At 54.5% G+C, this 18,422-nt stretch carries 15 protein-coding genes; 10 read left to right on the plus strand and 5 right to left on the minus strand.

Annotated elements, in window-relative coordinates; all coding sequences use genetic code 11:
* Window positions 1–159 precede the first annotated feature (159 nt).
* The 4 genes from rplM (at window position 160) to sspB (ending at window position 2,460) form a co-directional block, all read left to right on the plus strand.
* On the plus strand, window positions 160–588 hold the full coding sequence (gene rplM, locus HV345_RS02415; protein WP_003025141.1) for a 50S ribosomal protein L13: 429 nt from the start codon (window positions 160–162) through the stop codon (window positions 586–588).
* 15 nt (window positions 589–603) lie between these two features.
* Window positions 604–996 (plus strand): 30S ribosomal protein S9, encoded by a 393-nt coding sequence (gene rpsI, locus HV345_RS02420; RefSeq protein ID WP_003025138.1) that lies wholly within the window; start codon window positions 604–606, stop codon window positions 994–996.
* Between the two features lie 316 nt (window positions 997–1,312).
* On the plus strand, window positions 1,313–1,951 hold the full coding sequence (sspA, locus tag HV345_RS02425) for a stringent starvation protein SspA (protein WP_003025132.1): 639 nt from the start codon (window positions 1,313–1,315) through the stop codon (window positions 1,949–1,951).
* Window positions 1,952–1,956: 5 nt separating this feature from the next.
* The gene (gene sspB, locus HV345_RS02430; RefSeq protein WP_047358534.1) at window positions 1,957–2,460 is read left to right on the plus strand and encodes a ClpXP protease specificity-enhancing factor; all 504 of its coding nucleotides are present in this window, start codon (window positions 1,957–1,959) and stop codon (window positions 2,458–2,460) included.
* 43 nt (window positions 2,461–2,503) lie between these two features.
* Here sspB and dcuC read toward each other — a convergent pair whose 3' ends face one another.
* Window positions 2,504–3,871 (minus strand): anaerobic C4-dicarboxylate transporter DcuC, encoded by a 1,368-nt coding sequence (dcuC, locus tag HV345_RS02435; RefSeq protein WP_181636211.1) that lies wholly within the window; start codon window positions 3,869–3,871, stop codon window positions 2,504–2,506.
* Window positions 3,872–4,230: 359 nt separating this feature from the next.
* Here dcuC and nanR point away from each other — a divergent pair, with 359 nt between their 5' ends.
* From nanR to nanQ, 6 genes are all read left to right on the plus strand, one after another.
* Window positions 4,231–5,022 (plus strand): transcriptional regulator NanR, encoded by a 792-nt coding sequence (gene nanR, locus HV345_RS02440; protein WP_016154704.1) that lies wholly within the window; start codon window positions 4,231–4,233, stop codon window positions 5,020–5,022.
* Between the two features lie 134 nt (window positions 5,023–5,156).
* Window positions 5,157–6,050 (plus strand): N-acetylneuraminate lyase, encoded by an 894-nt coding sequence (nanA, locus tag HV345_RS02445; RefSeq protein ID WP_016157581.1) that lies wholly within the window; start codon window positions 5,157–5,159, stop codon window positions 6,048–6,050.
* A 116-nt stretch (window positions 6,051–6,166) separates the two neighbouring features.
* The gene (gene nanT, locus HV345_RS02450) at window positions 6,167–7,657 is read left to right on the plus strand and encodes a sialic acid transporter NanT (protein ID WP_181636212.1); all 1,491 of its coding nucleotides are present in this window, start codon (window positions 6,167–6,169) and stop codon (window positions 7,655–7,657) included.
* Window positions 7,658–7,704: 47 nt separating this feature from the next.
* Entirely contained in the window at window positions 7,705–8,394 is a 690-nt protein-coding gene (locus tag HV345_RS02455; RefSeq protein ID WP_019077794.1) for an N-acetylmannosamine-6-phosphate 2-epimerase, read from the plus strand.
* On the plus strand, window positions 8,391–9,260 hold the full coding sequence (gene nanK / locus HV345_RS02460; RefSeq protein ID WP_181636213.1) for an N-acetylmannosamine kinase: 870 nt from the start codon (window positions 8,391–8,393) through the stop codon (window positions 9,258–9,260). The genes HV345_RS02455 and nanK overlap by 4 nt, the downstream gene beginning before the upstream one ends.
* 2 nt (window positions 9,261–9,262) lie before the next feature.
* Entirely contained in the window at window positions 9,263–9,730 is a 468-nt protein-coding gene (gene nanQ, locus HV345_RS02465; protein WP_016154699.1) for an N-acetylneuraminate anomerase, read from the plus strand.
* 60 nt (window positions 9,731–9,790) lie between these two features.
* On the opposite strand, the gene HV345_RS02470 is transcribed toward nanQ, so the two are convergent.
* The 4 genes from HV345_RS02470 to gltB all read right to left on the minus strand — a co-directional run bounded on the left by HV345_RS02470 (window position 9,791) and on the right by gltB (window position 18,388).
* Window positions 9,791–11,071, minus strand: coding sequence for a cytosine deaminase (locus tag HV345_RS02470; RefSeq protein ID WP_016157577.1), 1,281 nt, complete (start codon window positions 11,069–11,071; stop codon window positions 9,791–9,793).
* A complete protein-coding gene (gene codB / locus HV345_RS02475; protein ID WP_016154697.1) occupies window positions 11,061–12,311 on the minus strand; it encodes a cytosine permease in 1,251 nt (416 codons plus the stop codon). Before codB ends, HV345_RS02470 begins: the two co-directional genes overlap by 11 nt.
* A 185-nt stretch (window positions 12,312–12,496) precedes the next feature.
* A complete protein-coding gene (locus tag HV345_RS02480) occupies window positions 12,497–13,915 on the minus strand; it encodes a glutamate synthase small subunit (protein ID WP_016154696.1) in 1,419 nt (472 codons plus the stop codon).
* Between the two features lie 12 nt (window positions 13,916–13,927).
* Window positions 13,928–18,388, minus strand: a complete 4,461-nt coding sequence (gene gltB / locus HV345_RS02485) for a glutamate synthase large subunit (RefSeq protein ID WP_049040924.1) — start codon at window positions 18,386–18,388, stop codon at window positions 13,928–13,930.
* Between the last annotated feature and the right edge of the window lie 34 nt (window positions 18,389–18,422).

An 18,422-nucleotide genomic window follows, 5' to 3' on the forward strand; every position in this document is an offset into this window, starting at 1 on the left:
GACCCCACGTTACGAGAGAGTTTTTTTCCCAAAACTTTCTATGCGCCGGCATAGGCTATTCGAAGGGGTAGGTTTGCTGGACAATGTCGTGTGAACCTCAACTGACAAAACGTTTGGGTGTTCACCAACGTGTAACTTATTTATTTGGGTAAGCTTTTAATGAAAACTTTTACAGCTAAACCAGAAACCGTAAAACGCGACTGGTATGTTGTTGACGCGACCGGTAAAACTCTGGGCCGTCTGGCTTCCGAACTGGCTCTGCGCCTGCGCGGTAAGCACAAAGCGGAATATACTCCGCACGTAGATACCGGTGATTACATCATCGTTCTGAACGCTGACAAAGTTGCTGTAACTGGCAACAAGCGTACTGACAAAGTGTACTATCACCACACCGGTCACATCGGCGGTATCAAACAAGCGACCTTTGAAGAGATGATTGCTCGCCGTCCTGAGCGTGTGCTTGAAATCGCGGTTAAAGGCATGCTGCCAAAAGGCCCGCTGGGTCGTGCTATGTTCCGTAAACTGAAAGTTTACGCTGGCAACGAGCACAACCACGCGGCACAGCAACCGCAAGTTCTTGACATCTAATCGGGATTATAGGCAATGGCTGAAAATCAATACTACGGCACTGGTCGCCGCAAAAGTTCCGCAGCTCGCGTTTTCATCAAACCGGGCAGTGGTAAAATCGTAATCAACCAACGTTCTCTGGAACAGTACTTCGGTCGTGAAACTGCCCGCATGGTAGTTCGTCAGCCGCTGGAACTGGTCGACATGGTTGAGAAACTGGATCTGTACATCACTGTTAAAGGTGGTGGTATCTCTGGTCAGGCTGGTGCGATCCGTCACGGTATCACCCGCGCTCTGATGGAGTACGACGAATCCCTGCGTGGCGAACTGCGTAAAGCTGGCTTCGTTACCCGTGATGCTCGTCAGGTTGAACGTAAGAAAGTCGGTCTGCGTAAAGCACGTCGTCGTCCTCAGTTCTCCAAACGTTAATTGTACTCTGCTTCGGCAGACAACAATTTGCGAAAAAACCCGCTTCGGCGGGTTTTTTTATCGTTACTGCTCTCCGTATAACCACGGTAATCCGCTGATTGCCACCTCTTTTTCCCCATTTCAAGAATCGACTCACCACAAAGGTCACAAAATCTGGTAAACTATCATCCAATTTTCTGCCCAAATGTCCGGTATCGTTCATTTTTTGTTTGTATTTTGAACAGTAATGGCTTTCCCGAATATGGGTGACATCACTTCTGGCTGGCCACTTAGTGGCTGGTAGCAGTAAAAATTCTGAATATACCTGGAGGTTTTCATGGCTGTCGCTGCCAACAAACGTTCGGTAATGACGCTGTTTTCTGGTCCTACTGACATCTATAGCCATCAGGTCCGCATTGTGCTGGCTGAGAAAGGTGTTAGTTTCGAGATTGAGCATGTGGAGAAGGACAATCCACCGCAGGATCTGATCGACCTCAACCCGAATCAGAGCGTACCGACACTGGTGGATCGTGAGCTGACCCTGTGGGAATCTCGCATCATTATGGAATACCTGGATGAGCGCTTCCCGCATCCGCCGCTGATGCCGGTTTACCCGGTTGCGCGTGGTGAAAGCCGCCTGTACATGCAGCGTATTGAAAAAGACTGGTACACGCTGATGAATGTCATCGTGAACGGTTCTGCTTCTGAAGCCGAAGTCGCGCGTAAGCGTCTGCGCGAAGAACTGCTGGCAATTGCACCAGTATTTGGCCAGAAACCTTACTTCCTGAGCGATGAGTTCAGCCTGGTAGACTGCTACCTGGCGCCGCTGCTGTGGCGTTTACCGCAGCTGGGCATTGAATTCAACGGTGCAGGTTCGAAAGAACTGAAAGGGTACATGACTCGCGTCTTTGAACGTGATTCTTTCCTGGCTTCTCTGACTGAGCCTGAACGTGAAATGCGTCTGGGCCGGGGTTAACCTGTATGGATTTGCCACAGCTAACACCACGCCGTCCGTATCTGCTGCGCGCATTCTATGAGTGGTTGTTAGACAACCAGCTTACGCCGCACCTGGTGGTGGATGTGACGCTTCAGGACGTGCAGGTTCCTATGGAATATGCGCGTGATGGGCAAATTGTTCTGAATATCGCACCACGTGCGGTGGGTAACCTGGAACTGGCTAACGATGAAGTGCGCTTTAACGCGCGCTTCGGTGGTGTGCCGCGTCAGGTTTCTGTACCGCTGGCGGCAGTTCTGGCAATTTATGCTCGTGAAAATGGCGCCGGTACTATGTTCGAGCCGGAAGCCGCCTACGACGAAGATGTCGCCAGCTTAAATGATGACGACAACGACGCAACTGGTTTTGAAAGTGAAACGGTCATGTCGGTCATTGATGGCGATAAGCCTGACAATGGCGACGACAACGATCCGGATGACACTCCGCCGCCGCCTCGCGGTGGGCGTCCAGCGCTACGCGTAGTGAAATAAAAAACAGGCCCTTTGGGGCCTGTTCTGTTTTCTGCCTTCGGGATCAGTAAAACAGCGTGATGGTGACTATCATATTGACCACAAATCCCACCGCCATCGGGATGGCCGTACGTTTTACCACTTCAAAGGGCGATACGCCCGCAATACCTGATGTCACCACAATGACCGCTGTAATGGGGGATACCGCCCGGGCCAGCGTAGTAGCAAAATGCATCGGCATAATCATCACTACCGCAGGAATATGTAGTCCGGCGGCAATATCTGGAATCAGGCTGGCAAAAGACATAAACGGCGCGTTACCTGACCCCATGACAATCGCACAGGCGGCAATGACCACGGCCATGATGATCATCACGCCGATACCGCCAAGGCCGGAATGCTCTGCACCTTTTATTACAGCGTCGACAGTCCCGATAGTCGTCAACCCTTTCGCAAAGATCTCACCGGCGACCACCAGCGTGACAACGTTGGCAAACTGGGTTCCCATGCCGTCAAAGAAGGCCTGCACGTCATCCATCGTTTCGCGCAGATTATGTTTATGCAGGAACTCGACAAACATCGTCAGCGTCATGCTCATCAGCATGACCACCACCAGATTCAGCTCTGTTTTCATTAACCCTATATGTGCCAGGGCAAGCGAGCCCAACATCAGAAGCAACGGCATGACGGGTAGAATGGCGTAATAGAGAGGTGGCACGTTTTCCAGCGTCTTTTGTTCAGCAAATCCGTTGCTTTCCGGGAATGCTTTTTTATCAAACTGCCGCTGAACGAAAAAATGTGCAATAGCGACGGCGACGATAACGCACGATGCGACGGGTAACTGATAGTGAAAGAAGTAGGTAGCGATTTTCATGCCCGCCACCTGCGCGGCAAAAATAGAGTTGGTTTCCAGAATGCCCCATTCAATTGACATTGAAGTGGCAATGACCGCCACCGCCGATAAACGGCTCACGCCAAGACTGACCAGCGTCGGGAACAGCGTCACCATCAGCAGCATGCCTAACCCGGAAGCGCTGGTGATGAACTGCGCCATGATCTGAGCAATCACATAGGTGGCGGCAAGAACAACATAGGGTGAGCGGATTAGCTTAAGCGGGCGGCTTAACAGGCTAACCATCGCTCTGCTGGCCCCCATCCTGTCCATATAACGGGCATAACCACCTACCGCCATGATTGATAACCCTAGTCCGGCCGCCCGATTGGAAAGCATACGCAGAATTTCGTTGTAAATATCGACCAGTAGATAGCCGCTGCTCTTGTCGTTAGCGACCAGCGCGCCGTAGCCTAGCCAGACGCCGCAGATCATCAGGAAGATCCCCGCGGCTGCCAGCACTACCTGCGGTTTGTAGTTTTTGAGGATCAGGTAACCCATCGTTAATAAAACGATGACAGAGATAATGATGCCGAACATTGTTTCACTCCATGCCAGAGAAGAAGATAAATCCGGTAATAACGCGGTTGTCCAAACGGATGTTATATTTTTTCGGGCGATTTTTATGGAGTGAATATCTTATTTTTAATTCGATGCTTAAATTATTTATCGTTATAAAATAGATGGTTATGATAATTTATCACGTTCATATTCATAAATTTCACGAAGCGAATATGATTGTTTTCAATTAAATATAAGCTGAATGTTTTAGCGTAACAAAATATCTGGATGCGTTAGACCGCCAATAAGCCCGACAGTCTGATTGACCATCATTTCACCCTGCTTTCGATCCTGTGTTAGGATAAACCCGCTGTTATTTGTCACCACGACTTAGCTGAATGGGCCCTATGAACGCATTTGATTCGCAAGCTGAAGACTCTCCATCCACCATTGGCCGTAGCTTACGCAACCGCCCGCTGGCGCGTAAAAAGCTGTCTGAAATGGTTGAAGAAGAACTGGAGCAGATGATTCGTCGTCGGGAATTTGGCGAGGGCGAACAGTTGCCGTCTGAGCGGGAGCTGATGGCCTTCTTTAACGTGGGCCGTCCTTCTGTACGAGAAGCGCTGGCAGCGTTAAAACGCAAAGGTCTGGTGCAAATCAACAATGGCGAGCGCGCCCGCGTTTCGCGTCCTTCAGCTGATACCATTATCAGCGAGCTGTCCGGTATGGCGAAAGATTTCCTCGCGCATCCCGGCGGCATTGCCCACTTCGAACAGCTGCGACTGTTCTTTGAATCCAGCCTGGTACGATACGCCGCAGAACATGCGACGGATGAGCAAATCGACAGACTGGCGAAAGCACTGGAGATCAACAGCCAGTCGCTCGATGACAATACGCTGTTCATTCGCTCGGACGTTGATTTTCATCGCATACTGGCGGAGATCCCGGGCAATCCCATCTTTATGGCTATCCATGTTGCGCTGTTAGACTGGCTAATTGCCGCCCGTCCGACCGTGGCCGACCAAGAGTTGTATGAGCACAATAACGTGAGTTATCAGCAGCATATCGCTATTGTGGACGCGATTCGTCAGCGCGACCCTGAGGAAGCTGACCGCGCACTGCAAGAACATCTCAACAGCGTTTCCGCTACCTGGCACGCCTTTAGCAAAAGTAAAAAATTGCGTAAGTAATCGCGATCCTGACGATCGTTTAGTGAGGCAGATCGCACTATAAGCGTTCTGTATTGTATTGCTGCTTATTTGATCTGGTATAACAGGTATAAAGGTATGCAGTCAGATAACACTAATCATCATCAGAGGTAGCTATGGCAAGAGATTTAAAAGGCGTAATGCCAGCGTTGTTAACCCCATTCGATAGCCAACAGCGACTGGACATTGAGAGCCTGCGCCGCCTGGTGCGTTTCAACATTGGGCAAGGGATCGACGGGCTGTATGTCGGTGGGTCTACGGGTGAGGCATTTGTCCAAAACCGCGTTGAGAGAGAGCAGGTACTGGAAATTGTTGCCGAAGAAGCGAAAGGCAAGGTGACGCTGATCGCTCACGTTGGCACAGTGAGTACCGAAGAGAGCCAACAGCTGGCGAGTGCCGCGCATCGCTACGGCTTTGATGCGGTTTCAGCCGTCACACCGTTTTACTATCCGTTCAGTTTTGAAGAGCACTGCGATCACTACCGCGCAATTATTGATTCCGCTGATGGCTTGCCGATGGTGGTCTATAACATCCCGGCGCTGAGCGGCGTAAAACTGACGCTGGATCAGATCAACACGCTGGTGACGTTGCCGGGCGTTGGCGCGCTGAAGCAAACCTCAGGCGATCTCTATCAGATGGAACAGATCCGCCGCGCTCACCCCGATCTGGTGCTTTATAACGGTTATGACGAGATCTTCGCTTCTGGTCTGCTGGCGGGCGCTGATGGCGGTATCGGTAGCACTTACAACATTATGGGATGGCGTTATCAGGGAATTGTGAAAGCGCTCAAAGAAGGCGACATCCGGACGGCGCAAAAGCTGCAAACCGAGTGCAATAAGGTTATCGATCTGCTCATTAAGGTTGGCGTGTTCCGCGGCCTGAAGACGGTATTGCACTATATGGACGTGGTTTCTGTTCCGCTGTGCCGTAAACCATTTGCCCCGGTAGATGAACAATATCTGCCGGAACTGAAAGCGCTGGCCCAGCAATTAATGCTGGAACGCGACTGATTGGACGCCGGATAGCACAATACTTATCCGGCCTGCAAAAACAAGACTCGTAGGCCGGATAAGGCGAATCCGCCATCCGGCACCACAACGAAAATAAAGATCGTCGGGAGAGTAAAATGAGTACTTCTACCCAGAGCATCCCGTGGTATCGCCATCTCAATCGGGCGCAATGGCGGGCATTTTCCGCCGCCTGGCTGGGATATTTGCTTGATGGTTTTGATTTTGTATTAATCGCCCTTGTGCTGACGGAAGTACAAGGCGAATTCGGACTGACGACGGTGCAGGCGGCCAGTCTGATCTCGGCCGCTTTTATCTCCCGCTGGTTTGGCGGGTTAATGCTGGGCGCGATGGGCGACCGTTATGGACGCCGCCTGGCGATGGTCACCAGTATCATTCTGTTCTCTGTGGGGACGCTGGCCTGCGGCTTCGCGCCGGGCTACACCACCATGTTTATCGCCCGCCTGGTTATCGGTATGGGGATGGCTGGTGAGTACGGCTCCAGCGCAACTTATGTTATTGAAAGCTGGCCCAGGCACCTGCGAAACAAAGCCAGCGGCTTCCTGATTTCCGGCTTCTCTGTAGGCGCAGTGATCGCCGCCCAGGTCTACAGCCTGGTGGTCCCGGTCTGGGGATGGCGCGCGCTGTTCTTCATCGGCATTTTGCCGATTATCTTCGCCCTCTGGCTGCGTAAAAATATTCCGGAAGCGGAAGACTGGAAAGAGAAACACGAAGGCAAAGCGCCGGTACGCACGATGGTGGACATTCTCTACCGGGGCGAACATCGGGTTATCAATATTGTGATGACTCTCGCCGCCGCAACCGCGCTGTGGTTCTGCTTTGCAGGCAACCTGCAAAATGCGGCTATCGTGGCGGTCCTTGGCCTGATATGCGCGTTTATCTTCATTAGTTTTATGGTGCAAAGCAGCGGGAAACGCTGGCCGACGGGCGTCATGCTGATGGTGGTTGTGCTGTTTGCCTTCCTTTACTCATGGCCGATTCAGGCGCTGCTGCCAACCTATCTGAAAACTGAACTGCTGTATGACCCTTCCACTGTCGCCAGGGTGCTCTTCTTTAGCGGCTTTGGCGCGGCGGTCGGTTGTTGCGTCGGTGGTTTTCTTGGCGACTGGCTGGGCACGCGTAAGGCCTATGTCTGCAGTCTGCTGGCTTCGCAGTTGCTGATTATTCCAGTGTTTGCGATTGGCGGCTCAAACGTCTGGGTACTGGGTTTACTGCTGTTTTTCCAGCAAATGCTCGGTCAGGGGATCTCCGGGATCTTACCAAAACTGATTGGCGGCTATTTCGATACCGACCAGCGTGCGGCGGGTCTGGGCTTCACCTACAACGTGGGTGCATTGGGCGGGGCGCTGGCACCGATCATCGGTGCGCTGATTGCCCAACGACTGGATCTGGGCACCGCGTTGGGATCGCTCTCTTTCGGCCTGACATTTGTGGTGATCCTGCTGATTGGTCTCGATATGCCGTCTCGCGTACAGCGCTGGCTGCGGCCTGAAGCATTGCGTACGCATGATGCCATTGATGGCAAACCGTTTAGCGGGGCCGTGCCGTTCGGCGGCGACAAAAGCACCATGGTGAAATCCAAAACTTAATCCGTTTGCCCGGTCCTGCACCGGGCAATAGTCATAAGGGAATAAGCATGTCGTTACTTGAACAACTGGATATCAAGATTGCCGCGAACGGCGGGCTGATTGTCTCCTGCCAGCCTGTTCCTGACAGCCCGTTAGATAAACCGGAAATTGTTGCGGCGATGGCGCTGGCCGCGGAACAGGCTGGCGCGGTGGCGTTACGCATTGAAGGGGTGGAAAACCTGAAAGCGACCAGGGCGGTAGTTTCGGTGCCGATTATCGGCATTCTCAAACGTGACCTTGATGACTCTCCGGTTCGCATCACCGCATATCTGGAGGATGTTGATGCGCTGGCGCAGGCAGGCGCTGACATCATCGCCATCGACGGTACCGATCGCGTACGTCCGGTACCTGTAGAAACCTTACTGGCACGTATTCATCATCACCAACGCCTTGCGATGGCTGACTGTTCGTCCATGGCGGATGGCATGGCCTGCCAGAAACTCGGTGCCGAAATCATTGGTACTACACTTTCTGGTTATACCACGCCAGAAACGCCCGAAGAGCCGGATCTGGCTCTGGTGAAGTCTTTAAGCGACGCGGGTTGTCGGGTGATTGCTGAAGGACGTTACAACACGCCAGCGCAGGCCGCTGAGGCGATGCGTCATGGCGCATGGGCGGTGACAGTCGGCTCAGCCATTACCCGGCTGGAGCACATTTGCCAGTGGTACAACACAGCGCTTAAAAAGGCGGTGCTATGACCACGCTGTCGATTGATATTGGCGGCACCAAACTGGCTGTCGCGCTGGTAGACAGCAGCCTGCAAATTCAAGAGCGTCATGAATTGCCGACGCCCGCCAGCAAAACACCGGATGCTCTGCGTGCCGTGTTACAAGCACTGGTTGCGCCGCTACAGGGGCAGGCAACGCGGGTGGCGATCGCCTCAACGGGGATTATCCGCGACGGTTCTCTACTGGCGCTGAACCCGCACAACCTCGGCGGGCTGCTGCATTTTCCTCTGGTGCAAACGCTAAAAGATCTCACCGCTTTGCCGACGCTGGCAGTCAATGACGCGCAGGCCGCGGCGTGGGCTGAGTATCATGCGCTTGGCGGCGAGTACCGCGATATGGTGTTTATCACCGTCTCCACCGGTGTAGGCGGCGGGGTGGTAAGTGATGGGAAGCTGATGACCGGGATTGGCGGTCTGGCCGGGCATCTGGGACATACGCTGGCTGATCCGCATGGGCCGGTGTGCGGTTGCGGGCGTGTGGGTTGTGTCGAGGCGATCGCTTCCGGTCGTGGGATCGCGGCGGCTGCCGAAGGTACGCTTGCTGGATGCGACGCCAAAACCATTTTTAGCCGCGCCGGGCAGGGTGATGAGCAGGCCAGTCGGTTGATCCATCGTTCGGCACGTACTTTGGCAAGGCTTGTCGCCGATGTGAAGGCCACGATCGATTCCCAGATTGTGGTGATTGGCGGCAGCGTGGGGCTGGCAGAAGGGTATCTGGCGCTGGTGGAAAACTATCTGGCACAAGAGCCTTCGGCTTACCACGTAGAATTACGGGCGGCGCATTACCGTCATGACGCTGGATTACTGGGGGCCGCGCTGTTGGCCCAGGGAGATTGATTATGATGTCAGATGAGTTGCGTTCATTGCCTTCTGCCGGATTACATCCGGTCTTGCAGCAGGCGTTAACGCTGGCTGTTGCGGCGAATCCGCAGGAGAAAACGCCAGGGCGCTACGAGTTGCAGGGCGATAATATTTTTATGAATGTTATGCAATTTGCAACGCAGAGCCCGGAGCAAAAGAAAGCGGAACTGCACAGGGAATACATTGATATTCAGGTGCTGTTATCCGGTGAAGAACGCATTCTGTTCGGGATGACTGATTCTGCTCGTCAGTGCGAAGAGATGCACGTTGAGGATGATTATCAGCTGTGTAGCCAGATTGCCGATGAGCAGGCGATGGTACTGAAGCCGGGAAGATTTGTGATTTTTATGCCGGGCGAGCCGCATAAGCCGGGCTGCGTGGTACAGGCTCCGATGGACATCAAAAAGGTGGTGATCAAGGTGCGCGCCAGTTTATTACACACCTGACGATGAGAGTGACGGTGTCGGATGGCAAGGCTTGCGCCATCCGACACCGGATATTACAACCTAGCGCTTAAACGTCACCGCTTCCGGCTGCGTCAGATGCAGCGTCGTTTGGCTCGGCACAGTCTCGGCAATGATTCGCCCGTGACGAATGGAATAACGTGCAGGCGTCTGGCGACGAACCGCGTCAAACCCATTCTCTGCCGGTAAAATCACCAGGTTCGCGGAATTCCCTACGCTCAGACCGTAGTCCTGCAGGTGCAGGGTTTTCGCGCTGTGGGTGGTGATCAGATTCAGGCCATCGTTAATTTGTCCGTATCCCATCAGCTGACACACATGTAACCCCATGTGCAGTACCTGCAGCATATTCGCGGTGCCCAGCGGATACCACGGATCGAAGACGTCATCATGGCCGAAGCAGACGTTGATCTCTGCCTCCAGCATCTCTTTGACGCGTGTAACGCCGCGGCGTTTAGGATACGTGTCAAAGCGCCCTTGCAGGTGAATATTCACCAGTGGATTCGCGACAAAGTTAATGCCGGACATTTTCAACAGGCGGAAAAGACGGGAAGCATACGCGCCGTTATAGGAGTGCATTGCCGTAGTATGGCTGGCGGTCACGCGCTCGCCCATATTGTCGCGATGGGCCAGCGCCGCGACGGTTTCAACAAAGCGTGATTGCTCATCGTCAATTTCGTCACAGTGCACGTCGATAAGTCTGTCGTATTTTTGCGCGAGGGCGAAAATTTTGTGCAACGACTCCACGCCATATTCACGCGTAAATTCAAAGTGGGGGATAGCGCCAATGACGTCGGCACCCAAACGCACGGCTTCCTCTAATAACGCTTCACCGTTGGGATAAGAAAGAATGCCCTCTTGCGGGAACGCGACAATCTGTAGCTCTACCCACGGGGCGACTTCTTGCTTCACCTCCAGCATGGCTTTCAGCGCGGTCAGCGTAGGGTCGGAAACGTCAACGTGAGTGCGGACATACTGGATGCCGTTGGCCATCTGCCACTTAAGAGTCTGCATGGCGCGCGCTTTGACGTCATCGTGAGTGAGCATTGCCTTACGTTCGGCCCAGCGCTCAATGCCTTCAAATAACGTACCAGACTGGTTCCAGCTCGGCTCCCCCGCGGTTTGCGTGGTATCCAGGTGGATATGTGGCTCTACGAACGGTGGGATTGCCAGGCCACCTTCGGCATCAAGCACTTCCCCCTGCGGCAACGTAGCTGCGTCCTGAGCCTCAATTCGGCTGAAGCGTCCGTTTTCAACCGTGAGCTGCCACAATCCTTCGCGTCCCTGTAAACGCGCCTGACGAATGGTGATGTTATTATTCTGCATGGCTGACCTCTGGTGATTTAGCAAGGCTGCGATTGAAAAGTGGATTCAGCAGGATATAGCTGAATACGCCGCCGAGTACGGCGTTGACGGGCACGATACCGGGAATATAGTGACCGGCGGCAATGCCCAGTGCAACGGACAGGATAGCTATCCAGTTTACGGAAATAAATTGTGCTTTGCTGAAGTCGGCATATCGGCGATGGTTCAGCAGATAGTCGGCGATAATCACTCCACCAATTGGAGGAATCGCTGCCGACAAAAATGTCAGCCAACCGACAAAGTTATTGTAAAGCCACAGTGCGCACAGTGTGCCGATAATACCGTTAGCCACCGACAGCGAACGGCTGGAAAGGCCGGTAATATTGGCAAATCCCAAACCTGAAGCGTAGAGCGCATTGTCGTTGGTGGTCCAGATATTCAGGCCGAGAACCACAATTGCGGGCAGCAGCAGGCCCTGAGCAATCATTACGTCAGAGATGTCCGCCTGTCCAACAGCGGCGGCACCCGCAGCGCCGAAGATAAACATCAACGAGTTGCCAAGGAAAAATGCCACCATGGCAATCAGTACCGCACCTTTGGCGTTGCGGCCAAAGCGGACAAAGTCGGCGGTTAACGTGCCTGCGCTGATAAATGAGCCGACCACCAGCGCCAGTGCGGTGGAGAAATTCAGCGGTGTCTGCGGCACTATCGCTTTTAAATGGTCTAAACCGCCGACATCGCTCACCGCCAGCCAGACGGAGTAGCTGCCAAGAACGACGATGGCAGGTACGGCGATGATAGATAAAACGGTCAGCGCCGAGATGCCAAAAAAGATAGTCAGGGTCATCAACAGACCGGAAACCGCAATCAGAACATTGACGTCAATCCCCGTCGCTTTGCCAACCGGGATAGCAAACATGGCCACACCAACGCCAAACCAGCCTACCTGTGTACCGCCTAAGAGCAGTGAGGGAAGCCATGAACCTTTCAAACCAAATGAGTAACGTGCCAGAAGGTGGGTTGAGAGCCCTGTTTTTGCGCCGATAAAACCGAGAAATGCAGTGTAAATACCGAGGAGAAGATTACCGAAGAGAACCGCAAGGAAGAAATCATTATAGGAAAGACCGGTGCCGAGTGTGCCACCGGTCCACATACTGGCGGAAAAAAATGTGAGTCCCAACATGACAAACGTTAGTGGAATCACGCCCTTCCGCGCCGCCAGAGGGACGGGGCCCTGGCTATAATTGTTGTCCTGCGACACAACGCCTCCATGAATTTTGCCCAAAAAATCCGCCGCATAATATACAGTTCTCAGAATAAAGCAAACGTTTCCGTATGTTTTTTTAGTTCTCTTTCACGGTGTTGATAGAGGGGAGGGGGCAGGGGTATTGCGAGGAATCTGGCATCTCATCAGCGTTTGAAGATGAGATGCCAGAGGACGCTTACTTACACTTCCAGGTAGTTCAGGATACCGTCTGCCGCTTTACGACCTTCGGCAATCGCGGTGACTACAAGATCCGAACCACGCACGATGTCGCCACCAGCGAAGATTTTTGGATTGCTGGTCTGGAAGGCGTTATCGCTGCGTTCCGGAGCAATAATACGGCCCTGAGAATCCAGCTCGACGCTGTGCTCTTTCAGCCACTCCATGCTGTGCGGGCGGAAGCCAAACGCCAGTACCACCGCATCAGCTGGAACAACGTGCTCGGAACCGGCGACGATCTCCGCGCGGCGACGCCCCTTCGCATCCGGTTCGCCCATTTCGGTGCGCGCCATTTTCACGCCGCACACTTTACCGTTGGCATTCACTTCCACGCCTAAAGGCTGGACGTTGAACTGGAACTCGACGCCTTCTTCACGCGCGTTTTTCACCTCGCGTTTGGAACCCGGCATGTTCTCTTCGTCGCGGCGATAGGCGCAGATTACGTGTGCCGCGTTCTGGCGAACCGAGGTCCGCACGCAGTCCATCGCGGTATCGCCACCGCCGAGAACAACGACGCGTTTGCCTTCCATGCTGATGTACGGCTCGTCACTGCTTTCGCCAAATCCCATCAACTGTTTGGTATTGGCGATCAGGAACGGCAGGGCATCAAATACGCCGGAAGCGTCTTCGTTTTCCAGCCCACCGCGCATCGACTGATAGGTACCTACACCAAGGAACACGGCATCGTAATCCTTCAGCAGATCGTTAAGCTGCACGTCGCGGCCCACTTCCACGTTTAGTTTGAACTCAATGCCCATACCAGTGAAGATTTCACGGCGACGGGTCATGACCTCTTTCTCCAGCTTGAATGCCGGGATCCCGAAGGTCAGCAGACCGCCGATTTCCGGGTGGCGGTCAAATACCACCGCCTTCACGCCGTTGCGGGTCAGCACATCAGCACAGGCCAGGCCCGCCGGACCTGCACCGATGATCGCCACGCGCTTGTCCGTCTGGCGAACGCCAGTCATATCCGGACGCCAGCCCATCTCGAACGCTTTATCGTTGATATAGCGCTCTATGTTGCCGATAGTCACCGCACCGAACTCATCGTTTAGCGTGCAGGATCCTTCACAAAGACGATCCTGCGGGCACACTCGGCCACAGACTTCCGGCAGAGTGTTAGTCTGGTGCGACAGTTCTGCCGCTTCAAAAATACGTCCCTCATTCGCCAGCTTAAGCCAGTTCGGGATGTAGTTATGTACCGGGCACTTCCACTCGCAGTACGGGTTGCCGCAGGAAAGACAGCGATCTGCCTGTGCTTTGGCCTGGCCTTCGGAAAACGGCTCGTAGATCTCGATAAATTCGATCTTACGGATCTTCAGCGGTTTCTTCGGTGGATCAACGCGCTGCAGGTCGATAAATTGGTATACGTTCTGACTCATTGCTGCTACCCCTTACTGCGCCTGCACACGCAGCTCTGCTGCGCTACGACTACGGTGACCCAACAGTGCTTTCACATCACTGGATTTCGGTTTTACCAGCGCGAATTTCGCCGAGAATGCTGGCCAGTTCGCCAGGATCTCTTCGCCGTGTGAAGAACCGGTATGTTGTACGTGCTCGGTAATCAGGCCGCGCAGGTGTTCCTCATGAATAGCCAGCGAGTCCACGCTCAGTACTTCTACCAGTTCCGGGTTCACGCGTTTGCGGAATTCACCGTCTTCGTCGAGCACATAGGCGAATCCGCCGGTCATGCCCGCACCGAAGTTGACGCCGGTTTTGCCGAGAATACACACGATGCCGCCGGTCATATATTCACAGCCGTTGTCGCCAATACCTTCAACCACGGTAATAGCGCCGGAGTTACGCACCGCAAAACGCTCACCCGCACGACCCGCAGCAAACAGGCGGCCACCGGTAGCACCATACAGGCAGGTGTTACCAATGATGCTCGCCTCATGGCTACGGAAAGCAGAGCCAACCGGAGGGCGCACTGCCAGCAGGCCGCCCGCCATGCCTTTACCGACATAGTCGTTGGCATCGCCTGTCAGATACAGCTCCACGCCGCCCGCGTTCCACACGCCGAAGCTCTGGCCTGCGGTACCGCTGAAGTGTGCTTTAATCGGGTCAGATGCCAGCCCCTGATCGCCATGCGTCTGAGCGATATAGCCCGACAGCGATGCGCCGACGGAACGGTCGGTGTTGCGGATATCGAACCAGAAGGTTTTGCTCTGGCGCTCGTCGACAAACGGTTTCGCCTGCTGTAACAGCTGGGCGTTCAGCACGCCGTTATCAAACGGCGGATTGTTTTCAGTGCAATGCAGCGCTTTACCTGGATGCGGTTCAGCGGTTTCCAGCAGACGAGACAGCTCCAGCTTCTGCTGCTTGGCGGTAAACCCTTCCAGCTCTTTGAGCAGGTCGGTACGACCAATCAGATCCACCAGACGTTTCACGCCCAGTTGCGCCATCAGCTCGCGGGTTTCGCGGGCGATAAATTCAAAGTAGTTAGTCACTTTGAACGGCAGGCCGTGATAGTGGTTCTTACGCAGTTTGTCATCCTGAGTTGCCACACCGGTTGCGCAGTTGTTCAGATGGCAAATACGCAGGTATTTACAGCCCAGCGCGACCATGGGGCCGGTGCCGAAACCGAAGCTTTCTGCACCCAAAATTGCCGCTTTAATGATATCGACGCCGGTTTTCAGACCGCCATCGACCTGCAGACGGATCTTGTGACGCAGACCGTTAGCCACCAGTGCCTGCTGGGTTTCCACCAGACCGAGTTCCCACGGGCAGCCCGCATACTTCACGGAGGAGAGCGGACTTGCACCGGTACCGCCATCGTAGCCGGCAATGGTAATCAGATCCGCATAGGCTTTCGCCACGCCGGTCGCAATAGTGCCGACGCCCGGTTCGGAAACCAGCTTCACCGAGATCATCGCTTTCGGGTTGACCTGTTTCAGGTCGAAAATCAGCTGCGCTAAGTCCTCGATAGAGTAGATATCGTGGTGCGGCGGTGGGGAGATCAGCGTCACGCCCGGCACCGAATAACGCAGTTTGGCGATGTACGGGGTGACTTTATCACCCGGTAACTGACCGCCTTCGCCCGGCTTCGCGCCTTGAGCGACTTTAATCTGAATGACATCAGCATTGACCAGGTACGCCGGGGTTACGCCAAAGCGACCGGAAGCCACCTGCTTAATGCGCGACACCTTGTTAGTGCCGTAGCGCGCCGGATCTTCGCCGCCTTCACCGGAGTTCGAGTTACCGCCGATGCTGTTCATGGCTTCGGCCAGCGCCTCGTGTGCTTCCGGGCTTAATGCCCCGATAGACATCGCTGCGGTATCAAAGCGTTTAAACAGTTCGGTTGCGGGTTCTACTTCGCTAATGCTTACGGCTTCATCGCCAGGTGTAATCGCCAGCAGATCGCGCAGCGTGGCCGCCGGACGCTCATTGACCAGCTTTGCATATTCCTGATAGTCGCTGTACTCGCCGCTTTGTACTGCCTGTTGCAGCGTGCGCACCACGTCCGGGTTGTAGGCGTGGTATTCGCCGCCGTGGACGTACTTCAGCAAACCGCCCTGGCTGATAGGCTTACGCGCCAGCCAGGCATGTTTGGAGAGGTTCAGCAGATCCTGCTGGAAGTCGGTAAAACCCGCGCCGCTGATGCGACTGACCACGCCCTGGAAGCATAAAGCCACAACATCATCGTGCAGACCAACGGCTTCAAACAACTTCGAGCAGCGGTAAGAGGCGATGGTCGAGATGCCCATTTTGGACATGATTTTGTACAGACCCTTGTTGATGCCGTTACGGTAGTTCAGCATCACAGTCCGGTAATCTTTGGCAATCGCCTGAGTGTCGATCAGACGCCCCAGCGTTTCATACGCCAGATACGGATAAATGGCCGTCGCGCCAAAACCGAGCAGAACGGCAAAATGGTGCGGGTCACGGGCGCTGGCGGTTTCAACGATGATGTTGGCGTCGCAACGCAGGCTTTGTTCTACCAGACGTGTTTGTACTGCGCCAACGGCCATCGGTGCCGGAACCGGCAAGCGGTTTTTTGCGATATTACGGTCAGAGAGCACCAGCAGCACCGTGCCGTTACGCACCATCTGTTCAGCCTTATCGCACAATGCTTTGACGGTCTCTTCGAGCGTGGTTTCCGTCACGTCGAAGGTGATATCCAGTCGGTCAGCGCGATAATGCTCCTCTTTCATGGTGGTGAGCTGGGTGAAATCGGAGTACAGCAGGATCGGCGACTTAAAGCTCAGACGGTGCGCCTGACCTTCGGCTTCGCAGAAGACGTTCATCTCACGACCGATGCTGGTGGCCAGCGACATGACGTGCGCTTCACGCAGCGGGTCGATCGGCGGGTTGGTGACCTGGGCAAACTGCTGGCGGAAGTAGTCATAAATGATGCGCGGCTGGCTGGAGAGCACGGCAAACGGGGTATCATCACCCATTGAACCGACCGCTTCCTGACCATTTTCACCGAGCACGCGGATAACGGAATCCAGCTCTTCAGCGCTGTAGTTAAACTGTTTCTGGTAGCTGGCGAGGGTGTCATCGTCCAGTTCACGGCTGCCGACCTGATCGTCAGCCAGGTCTTCGAAAGGCACCAGACGGCGGACGTTCTTCTCCATCCACTCTTTGTAGGGGTGGCGGCTTTTCAGATCGTCATCGGTTTCAGCCGAATGCAGAATGCGCCCGCTGCGGGTATCGATAACCATCAACTCCCCAGGGCCGACGCGACCTTTCTCAACCACTTCATCCGGCTGATAATCCCAGATCCCGACTTCAGAAGCGCAGGTAATCAGCTTGTCTTTGGTGATGACGTAGCGCGCCGGACGCAGGCCGTTGCGGTCAAGGTTACAGGCGGCAAAGCGACCGTCGGACATAACGATACCCGCCGGACCATCCCACGGCTCCATGTGCATGGAGTTAAAGTCGAAGAACGCGCGCAGCTCCGGGTCCATATCCGGGTTGTTCTGCCAGGCCGGCGGCACCAGTAAACGCATGGCGCGGATGATATCCATCCCGCCAGCCAGCAGCAGTTCCAGCATGTTATCCATTGAGCTGGAGTCGGAGCCGGTTTCGTTAACGAACGGTGCGGCGTCGTGCAGATCAGGGATCAGCGGCGTCTGGAATTTATAGGTACGGGCGCGCGCCCACTGGCGGTTGCCGGTGATGGTGTTGATTTCACCATTGTGCGCCAGGTAGCGAAACGGTTGCGCCAGCGGCCAGCGTGGTACGGTGTTGGTGGAGAAGCGCTGGTGGAACAGGCAGATGGCCGATTCCAGACGCAGGTCCGCCAGGTCCAGGTAAAAGCGCGGCAGATCCGCCGGCATACACAGACCTTTATAGATATTGACCAGGTTCGACAAGCTACAGACGTAGAAGTCTTTATCTTCCTGGAGGCGTTTTTCGATACGACGGCGCGCGATGAACAGGCGACGCTCCATATCACGCGGACGCCAGCCCGCAGGGGCATTAACAAAAATTTGCTCGATACGAGGCAGGGAGGAGAGCGCAATTTCACCGAGAACACCTTCGTTAGTCGGCACGTCGCGCCAGCCGACAATCGACAGGGTCTCCTGCTGTAATTCTTCTTCTACAATGCGACGAGAAGCCGCTGCCAGCTCAGCGTCTTTATTTAAAAAGATCATGCCGACGGCGTAGTTTTTGGCTAAACGCCAGCCGCGCTCTTGCGCTACGATGCGGAAAAAGCGGTCAGGTTTTTGTAACAGCAGGCCGCAACCATCGCCGGTTTTTCCATCGGCAAGAATTGCGCCACGGTGCTGCATGCGGGCCAGTGCGTGTATGGCGGTACGCACTACCTTGTGGCTAGGTTCGCCTTCTATGTGGGCGATCAGGCCGAAACCACAGTTATCCCTCTCAAGGGATTTATCGTACAACATATCAGTGAACCTCCCCAGGCTCTGCGGGATTCCC

Source organism: Citrobacter sp. RHBSTW-00986, assembly GCF_013783065.1.
GTDB classification, from domain to species: domain Bacteria; phylum Pseudomonadota; class Gammaproteobacteria; order Enterobacterales; family Enterobacteriaceae; genus Citrobacter; species Citrobacter braakii.

What these genes read in the sequence shown, in the direction of transcription:
- nanT (WP_181636212.1), top strand. Translation starts at nt 6,167, where the DNA reads ATGAGTACTTCTACCCAGAGCATCCCGTGGTATCGCCATCTCAATCGG.
- gltB (WP_049040924.1), bottom strand. Translation starts at nt 18,388, where the DNA reads ATGTTGTACGATAAATCCCTTGAGAGGGATAACTGTGGTTTCGGCCTG.
- HV345_RS02470 (WP_016157577.1), bottom strand. Translation starts at nt 11,071, where the DNA reads ATGCAGAATAATAACATCACCATTCGTCAGGCGCGTTTACAGGGACGC.
- HV345_RS02480 (WP_016154696.1), bottom strand. Translation starts at nt 13,915, where the DNA reads ATGAGTCAGAACGTATACCAATTTATCGACCTGCAGCGCGTTGATCCA.
- nanQ (WP_016154699.1), top strand. Translation starts at nt 9,263, where the DNA reads ATGATGTCAGATGAGTTGCGTTCATTGCCTTCTGCCGGATTACATCCG.
- sspA (WP_003025132.1), top strand. Translation starts at nt 1,313, where the DNA reads ATGGCTGTCGCTGCCAACAAACGTTCGGTAATGACGCTGTTTTCTGGT.
- nanA (WP_016157581.1), top strand. Translation starts at nt 5,157, where the DNA reads ATGGCAAGAGATTTAAAAGGCGTAATGCCAGCGTTGTTAACCCCATTC.
- nanK (WP_181636213.1), top strand. Translation starts at nt 8,391, where the DNA reads ATGACCACGCTGTCGATTGATATTGGCGGCACCAAACTGGCTGTCGCG.
- dcuC (WP_181636211.1), bottom strand. Translation starts at nt 3,871, where the DNA reads ATGTTCGGCATCATTATCTCTGTCATCGTTTTATTAACGATGGGTTAC.
- nanR (WP_016154704.1), top strand. Translation starts at nt 4,231, where the DNA reads ATGGGCCCTATGAACGCATTTGATTCGCAAGCTGAAGACTCTCCATCC.
- rpsI (WP_003025138.1), top strand. Translation starts at nt 604, where the DNA reads ATGGCTGAAAATCAATACTACGGCACTGGTCGCCGCAAAAGTTCCGCA.
- HV345_RS02455 (WP_019077794.1), top strand. Translation starts at nt 7,705, where the DNA reads ATGTCGTTACTTGAACAACTGGATATCAAGATTGCCGCGAACGGCGGG.
- sspB (WP_047358534.1), top strand. Translation starts at nt 1,957, where the DNA reads ATGGATTTGCCACAGCTAACACCACGCCGTCCGTATCTGCTGCGCGCA.
- rplM (WP_003025141.1), top strand. Translation starts at nt 160, where the DNA reads ATGAAAACTTTTACAGCTAAACCAGAAACCGTAAAACGCGACTGGTAT.